At 52.6% G+C, this 7,105-nt stretch carries 5 protein-coding genes and 1 pseudogene; all 6 read left to right on the forward strand.

The window, feature by feature from the left end; translation table 11 throughout:
- Nucleotides 1-78 precede the first annotated feature (78 nt).
- Nucleotides 79-1,191, forward strand: coding sequence for a tyrosine-type recombinase/integrase (locus QQL78_RS20155; protein ID WP_284376518.1), 1,113 nt, complete (start codon nucleotides 79-81; stop codon nucleotides 1,189-1,191).
- Between the two features lie 645 nt (nucleotides 1,192-1,836).
- Entirely contained in the window at nucleotides 1,837-3,039 is a 1,203-nt protein-coding gene (gene repA, locus QQL78_RS20160; protein ID WP_284376520.1) for a plasmid partitioning protein RepA, read from the forward strand.
- Entirely contained in the window at nucleotides 3,039-4,016 is a 978-nt protein-coding gene (gene repB / locus QQL78_RS20165; protein WP_284376522.1) for a plasmid partitioning protein RepB, read from the forward strand. Before repA ends, repB begins: the two co-directional genes overlap by 1 nt.
- A gap of 227 nt (nucleotides 4,017-4,243) precedes the next feature.
- Nucleotides 4,244-5,338: a plasmid replication protein RepC gene (gene repC / locus QQL78_RS20170; protein WP_284376524.1), complete on the forward strand. Its 1,095-nt coding sequence runs from the start codon at nucleotides 4,244-4,246 to the stop codon at nucleotides 5,336-5,338.
- Between the two features lie 521 nt (nucleotides 5,339-5,859).
- Nucleotides 5,860-6,330 (forward strand): hypothetical protein, encoded by a 471-nt coding sequence (locus QQL78_RS20175; RefSeq protein WP_284376526.1) that lies wholly within the window; start codon nucleotides 5,860-5,862, stop codon nucleotides 6,328-6,330.
- A gap of 41 nt (nucleotides 6,331-6,371) precedes the next feature.
- Nucleotides 6,372-7,007 (forward strand): annotated as a pseudogene (locus QQL78_RS20180) (ArdC family protein); the annotation flags it as partial.
- Nucleotides 7,008-7,105 lie beyond the last annotated feature (98 nt).

Below are 7,105 nucleotides of genomic sequence, written 5' to 3' on the forward strand. Positions count from 1 at the left end.
ATGTCCGATAATGAAACTATAATCCGGGAATGAAACAAGAACATGAACACAATAATATCAATACGTTAGTGTCCACTCATGGAACAAGAACGACAGTCAGAAAACCACCAGAAATCACCCTCAAAGCCATCAAGAGCACAGTCCGTCAACAAGAACCGCAAGGGCCATGCCGCCTCGGCTGAGGCCATCAGTGTTCCGAACCTTGTCGCTGGGTCTGGCTCTCTCGACCGGCTTGTAGACACGGCACGCAACTATGCGCGTCAAGCAACGGCCGAGAACACCAATAAGGCCTACAAAAAAGATTGGACGCATTTTGCCAGCTGGTGCCGTAGGCGTGGTGCAGATCCCTTGCCCCCGTCGCCGGAACTGATCGGTCTTTACATTGCGAATTGTGCGGCGCCCGACACCAAGGCCCCTACCCTTTCGGTATCGACGATCGAGCGCAGATTGTCCGGTCTTGCCTGGCACTACCAACAACGTGGCTTTACGCTTGATCGCAAGGACCGCCATATCGCCACTGTGCTTGCCGGCATTCGGCGCAAACATGCGCGACCTCCAGTTCAGAAAGAAGCCGTGCTTGCCGAGGATATCCGCGCCATGGTCGCCACCCTGCCCTTCGACCTTCGCGGGCTTAGAGTTAGCGCAATCTTGCTGATTGGTTATGCTGGCGGATTGCGTCGATCCGAAATTGTAAGCCTCGATCACGGACGCGATGACAGCCCTGATAGTGGTGGCTGGGTTGAGTTTGAGGACGACGGTGCAATCCTGTTCCTGCGCGGCAAAACCGGTTGGCGCGAGGTTGAGATTGGCCGAGGATCCAGCGAACAAACCTGCCCCGTATATGCCCTTGAGCAGTGGTTGCATTTCGCTAAGATCGATTTTGGCCCGGTGTTTGTCCGCACATCCCGTGATGGCACGAGTGCGCTGAAGGCGCGGCTCAGTGACAAACACGGCGCCCGTTTGATTAAGCAAACCGTCCTAGACGCAGGAATTCGAAGCGAGCTGCCAGAAAAGGAACGCCTCGCCCTGTTCTCGGGCCACTCTCTGCGTGCCGGTCTCGCGAGTTCCGCCGAAGTCGACGAACGCTACGTCCAAAATCAACTGGGCCACGCTTCTGCAGAGATGACACGGCGATATCAGCGGCGAAGGGACCGATTTCGGGTGAATTTGACGAAAGCTGCGGGGCTCTAGCTTTAGCCTGCCGGACACTTCTCAGCGGCAAGCAGCTTTTTCATCTGGCTTTGCTGGGCTATCTCCCGACTTCACGCACGGCTCGGACCCCCTGCCCCACTCTGAGAAACAATACCAACAACTGTGCCGCACCCCCCAGGCTGAGCAGTAAGCTTTGAGCAAAAGTAATGTTCGGAAGGTACGTCGAGTTCATCTCGCGGCAGACCAAAAGTCTTACTTTCCCGCATGTAAGGTGCACGAAAGTAAGACTGCGATCTCTATTGGGAGCGCCCTCGAAACCCACTAAACGTCGTCTGAGGAGCCGCCGCTTGGCTTTTTTCCGCGACAACGGCTTTCCACAGCTTCTTTAATTCAACCGATTCGAGACCTAGACGTGATTGCTATCAATTGTGATCATGTGGCTATATCGTACAACATCTTGCGGCAACTCACGGAAACTTTGATAAAAGTCTTTTTTTACAATGGGTTAATAGGAAATTTTCGGCATCCATAGCTGAATACAAGCGCACCCCATCACTGAAAAGGCCAAAAAATTGTTGCCTGGGGATAAGTTGCGTGTCATGAGTTCAATTGTCGCAAGCTGCCGTAAATCACGCTGTTTAGCGACGAAACACAGATGACCCACTAAGAGGTCGTGAGGGCAGCATGAATTCAGACGGAAATATCGCGCAAACCAGTTCTATCGCAGCATCTATTGCGTCGAACGCTGCCCGCCTGTCGGAAGCGCTTAACAACCATATGCGCAATAGCTTCCAGCCCGATAGTAGAAAAGCGCTACGTAAGTTTCATCCTGCGGAAGTATCAGAGCTCACCGGCATCAGCATGTCGAACCTTCGAACGCGGCATCAGGAAGGTGATTTCCCTGATGTAGAGACGGATTCCAGAGGTCGCAGGCTCTATACCGCCCAAGAGATTGACCAAATCCGCCATGTGATGGCAAAGACCGGTCGGAATGGCGAAACATACCTTCCCGGACGGCGCGAGAACGATGCCCTTCAGGTTATTTCTATAGTGAACTTCAAAGGCGGATCCAGCAAGACAACCAGCGCCATCCACTTGGCTCAACGCTATGCGTTGCGAGGCTATCGGGTACTTGCGATCGACATGGACCCACAGGCGAGCTTGACCACGATGTTTGGGTACCGTCCTGAGATCGAGTTTGCTGAGAGCGGCACCGTTTATGACGCACTAAAATACGAAGACCCTGTGCCGCTGAGCCAAGTCATCCGAAAGACATATTTTCACAACCTTGACCTCGCTCCGGCAGGTCTCTTGCTATCCGAGTACGAGACCGAAACAGCGTATGCGCTTCAGCACAAGATCGACCCGCCATTCACACAACGCCTTGCGATCGCTCTCGACGAGGTCGAAGCAGACTACGATCTCGTCATCATCGATTGCCCGCCTCAACTTGGCTTCACAACAATGACAGCTTTGTTGGCGTCTACCGGCCTTCTAATCACGGTTGTTCCCAGCATGTTGGATGTTGCATCAATGGCGCAATTCCTTGAAATGGCTGGAGAAACTGTCCAAACTCTCGAGGAGGCGGCAGGGCCCATCGACTGGAATTTCCTTAAGTTCTTGATCGCTCGATATGAACCAACCGACGTACCACAGTCACAAATGGCGGGTTTCTTGAGGTCTATTCTCTTGGATCAAGTGTTGACCACCCCGATGCTCAAATCCACAGCGATCTCAGACGCTGGGATGACGCAGCAAACCATCTATGAGCTTGATCCCTCGCAAGTCGTAAAGAAGACACTAACACGCATATTAGAGTCTGTTAATGGCGTCGCGGATGAGTTCGAAAAGACGATCCAGAAAGCTTGGGGAAGGGAAACTGACTAATGGCCCGTAGAAACCTGTTTCAGCCCCCTCCCCCTCCCGATGCGGCCAGCACTGCGGCACCAGCCGGAGAACAAAAGGCACGATTCCCGAATACCGGCGCAATGAGCGGCGTTAAATCCACTTTGAAGGATGTCGCGAGCAACGCGGTAAGAGAAATCTCCGTTGATGTCATTGAAGAGAACGGCCCCAAGGACCGTCTCTCTTTCACCGATGCTGATGTTGTAACGCTAGCTGAGAGCATTAAGGCACACGGCCAACAAGTACCGATTATGGTGCGCCCCATCGCGGACAAACCCGGACACTACAAGATCGTTTACGGTCGCCGCAGACTGCGGGCCTTACGATCGCTCGGCATCCCCGCGAAGGCTCTTGTCAGATCTCTTTCTGACGAAGAGGCCATTCTCGCTCAGGGGCAAGAGAACACCCAGCGTCTGGACCCCAGCTTCATTGAAAAAGCCCTATTTGCGACCGAGCTGGCCACAAGTGGCTACGAGCAGGCCATCATTCTGGATGCCCTTGCTGTAGACAAGCCAATGCTATCTCGCATGACCAAAGTTGCACGGTCTATTCCAAAGTCAGTCATTGAGCAAATCGGATCCGCTCATGGCATTGGACGGAGGCGTTGGGAAGAGCTGGCAGACCAGTCGCGCAGCGATAGCGTCGATCTTGAACAGGTCACTGCAACGCTTCAGTTTAATGCGGCCAAGAGCTCCGAAGACCGCTTTGGCATGGTCAGTGACGCCATTACTCAGGCGCTAAAATCTAAGGCCACTAACAAACCAGCTGCACCCCCTACCCTCTCCATCAAACTTGGTGATGGGACGGCTTTGGCTGAAGTAAAAGAAACGGCCCGTGCTTTGACATTCAAGCTGTCGAAGTCTGATGCCCCAGAATTTGCCCAGTGGATGCGTAACAACGCAGAAGCTGAGCTTACGCGCCTCTATGAGGCGTGGCAGTCAGAGCAAAAGCCTGACTGATGTCGACCGAGCAGTAAAACTTAAAAAAGGAGCACGACCAACAACCCAAAAAAGAAAGAGCCCCCCAAGGTTTCCCTAGGAGAGCCCAATCTGTTCTTTGCACTTTCAGATTTACCAGCTTCTCCGCGCCAGTCAACAACAACCGATTCGGTTGCTGAAGATTTGCGGCCTTTTTTCTGATTTTCAGAGATATCGGAGCCTTTCACATCAGGTTGTCGTGAAAAAACATGGCATTTATACAAGCAACTGCACCCACTGGGCTGCGGACCAGTGAAATATTGTCCGCGGACAATTCCATTCCAGAACGCCACATCGTTGTCGCAACGCTCCGAAACGCGGCCCCGCGACTCGGTCTCAGTGCATCAGTAATTTCAACATTGGACGCGATGCTTTCGTGCCTCGCTCCAAAGCGCAACCACCACACCGTGTTTGCATCAAACTCAACGCTCACGTTCCGGCGCAATGGCATCTCAGACAGAACTATCAGACGCCACGCAGCGACACTTCAAGAAATTGGCCTGCTCGTTCGCCGTGACAGCCCCAATCGGAAACGGTTCACAAAACATAACAGCCACGCCGGCCAAGCCCTTCGCTTTGGCTTTGACCTCTCACCGCTTTTCGATCGTCTGCATGAGATTGCTTCAATGGCGGCTGAGGTCATGAAGGAACGAGAGCAAATTGACTATCTGCGTGCCAAAATCCGCGCGGCAGCCAATGCAAGCCTGATCAACAACCCAAACGATGCGATGGCTCTGAACGTCTTTCGTGTCCTCCGTCGGAAATTGTCCCTTGAAGACTGTGAGAAAATTCTCTCAGCCCTGCCAATCAAAGAAGTTGAAGCAGAGTCACCAGATGATCAAACTTCTAATTTAACGACTACATTGACCGCCAGTGACGGTCAAAATGTCCGGCACCATCATAAGTCAAATAAAGAACATATTGATAAAGAGAACGTCTCACAAAAAAAACAAACCAATCCTATGCCTTCAGATGCTCCAATCACAATACCAGAATTGCTATCGGCCTGTCCGGAAGCAGCCGAGTTTTCGCTGAGAAGAATAGAAGCTGTTCATGATGTCGTCGCTCACGCACGAACGCTGGCGCCGATGATAGGGATCAGCCCTCAAAGCTACGAGGCAGCTCATGAGCGACTGGGTGCGTTAAGAGCAGCGGCAACTGTTTGGGCCATCATGCAGTTCCATGGCAAAATCAAAGCAGTTGGTGCGTATTTTAGATCAATAACCACCGGATCAAAGAGCGCAGATTTTAGCCCAGAGAGACTCATCCGGCGTTTGGCTTCGGCGCAAAAATATGCGGTTTGATTTCAAAATTGTCCGCGGACAATTTTCTAAGCCGCATCGTCGGCTTTAATGAACGGCCGCTCACACAAAGATAACATGAGGTGCCAAGTCTTACGGTCGATAGCTGCACAGATTTTATTGCGCTCAGAAGAGATGGGGCAGGACCCACTGGTCTATATACAATCTACCACGAAACTTTGCCGACACATTACGCGCACCATTTAGGCCCATTGTCTACCTCAGTCGCCATTGAGCCTAATTCAACACTCTAGGATGGTAGCCAAAACGCACCTTTTAATTAAAACATATAATTATCAATATGTTAGTTGAAAAATGCGTACTATTTCTCACAACAGTTCCCTGAAAAACAGTTCGTTCGTGTTTTGAGTTGTTTTGCAGTCCGCCATTACAGATGCAGCCTAGTGTTATCCTAAAGTGAAAGTTTCCTTCTTGTTTTGGGACTGTCTGATGGAACGCTTGTGGGGTTTCCCTGATCGGTCCGGGTCGGTTTCCGGCCTGTTTGTCCTGACAAGGAACCTCTCATGCAAACAGAAGTATTGCGCGTGCTGCGCGCAGAGGCACGATCGTGGTGGCGACACCGAGAGCTTAGAAGAACTGGTGACCTTGATGAAGCACGTCGGCTGGAACGCAAAACAATTAGCCGCGATATTGGGTATCTCCGTGCGGCTCTCAACAACCCCAACGCCTATGTCAGTTGCGGTGGGGGAGGGACGATTCTTCACCTCGGGCTAACAACAGTCTCGCTCTATGCCCCCGTTGAACGCTTCCCGCTCGCCAGCTTGGCCGTCCAGCTTGGAACGCCGCTGATCGACTGCCGCCCCGTCCGCGATATCATCGCCTTCGCAAACCTGCCAAAAGTAACAATGGACAGCCGGATCGATTCAGAACCTTGGACGGCCTCAAGCCGTATATCGCTCCTGACATATCTCGACGCTGGCGAACGCCTCGGCGCTCGTATCGTCAACGATCCGCGCATCGATCACGCGACCTAACCCAACCTTCCAATTCAACCCCAACCGAAAGGAGGCCAGCCATGGCCCGTTCCCGCACGTCCAAATTCGACGCATCAGAAGCCATCACCAATGAACTTATCCGCATCATCGAGCGGGGTGTTCTCCCCTGGCGCAAACCGTGGACCGCAGGTGGCAGCGCGCGTCCATTGCGTCACAACAGCGAGCCCTATCAAGGAGTGAACAACTTCCTGCTCACCATGCGCACCGTGATGGCGGGATATACCTCTCCGTTCTGGATGACCGTGCCGCAAGCAAATACACTAGGAGCTAAAATACGAAAGGGCGAGCGATCGTCTGTCGTTGTTTATTATGGCCAGAGCCGAACGCAGTCGGATGATGAGCAAGATTCCAACGATGGCAATGCCTATGAAGCCCGCGTCTTTCGGTTCCAGAAATCATACCGCGTGTTCAACGCAGATCAAATCGAGGGCTTGCCGGATGCTTTCCACCCGGATGCCTGTCCGGTCCCCAATCATACGCCATCTGCACCAATCACGCATATGCAGGCGTTCTTTGATGCCATCGATATTACGACGGTCTTTGGTGGAACCGAGGCACGCTACAATCCGCCCGTCGACAAGGTGTTCATGCCAAGCATCGAGCGCTTCAAGGACCCGCTGAACTTTTACGGGGTCTGGGCGCACGAGCTTGCTCATAATGCCGCGCTCCGGTTTATGCCGCGCTTGTTCAGGCGAAGTCTTGTTTCCTGCGGTTTTTGTCGTTTTCCGGCTGCATAAGACTGTAGTTCAGAACC

This window comes from Sulfitobacter pacificus (assembly GCF_030159975.1).
Classification (GTDB): Bacteria; Pseudomonadota; Alphaproteobacteria; order Rhodobacterales; family Rhodobacteraceae; genus Sulfitobacter; species Sulfitobacter pacificus.